The organism is Salinimicrobium oceani (assembly GCF_012037645.1).
The window spans coordinates 1-352 of record NZ_JAAVJR010001160.1 but is presented as its reverse complement, the minus strand read 5'-3'; the positions used below and the strand labels follow the sequence as shown (position 1 = coordinate 352).

At 40.9% G+C, this 352-nt stretch carries 1 protein-coding gene; it reads right to left on the bottom strand.

Going from position 1 to position 352, the window contains the following annotated elements:
* Positions 1-352: potassium transporter TrkG (locus HC175_RS21270; protein ID WP_317172390.1), on the bottom strand; the 352-nt coding region annotated here is incomplete at both ends.

Here is a 352-nt window from a genome sequence, read left to right as displayed (position 1 = left end):
ATCTTTTCAGAGTTAGTCATGTCTTTAAGCATAATTTGATGCTCATAGGAACTTTTTCCACGGAAGAAATACGAAAAATAACTTGCAAAAGTCATTATACCAAGTCCACCAAGTTGTATAAGGATGAGGATGATAGTTTGTCCCTGATCTGTAAAATATGTTCCGGTATCTACTACTATTAGTCCGGTCACACAAACTGCGCTGGTTGCAGTGAATAGGGCATCCAGGGCAGAAATACCCTCGTGAGTGGCACGTGGCAACATTAAAAGTAGGGTGCCCAGGATGATCATTCCAAGAAAACTGGCAATGAACAATTGCGCCGGATTGAGCAATTCCCTGTTATAATTAAGTC